The sequence below is a fragment of the Vibrio sp. S11_S32 genome (assembly GCF_014694465.1).
In the GTDB taxonomy this organism is placed as follows: domain Bacteria; phylum Pseudomonadota; class Gammaproteobacteria; order Enterobacterales; family Vibrionaceae; genus Vibrio; species Vibrio algicola.
Window position 1 is genome coordinate 1 of the sequence record NZ_JAAUWS010000181.1, and the last position, 255, is coordinate 255.

Below are 255 nucleotides of genomic sequence, written 5' to 3' on the forward strand. Positions count from 1 at the left end.
ACTGTTGACGAAGGCGATGTGCAAAACCCAGCCGAAGGCAACGAATACCCAGTGCATGGTTCAAGCTCGGTTACGATTGAGTCGCCAAGTGATAATTTGGATCCAAGCACGCTGCGCATGACCGATGTGGGCAAAACCGCATTAACCGCCGAAATGGGTGAAATGACCACCAATGGTGGGGATCCAATTAACTTCAGCATGACCACCGATGCCAATGGCGTGACCACCATCTCTGGTGTGGATGGGGCGGGTAAT

1 protein-coding gene is annotated in these 255 nt (G+C 52.5%); it reads left to right on the forward strand.

All coding sequences use genetic code 11. The features are described 5' to 3' along the window. Window positions 1–255, forward strand: a 255-nt coding sequence (locus HC723_RS17965; protein WP_190339972.1) for a hypothetical protein, incomplete at both ends; no start/stop codon positions are given.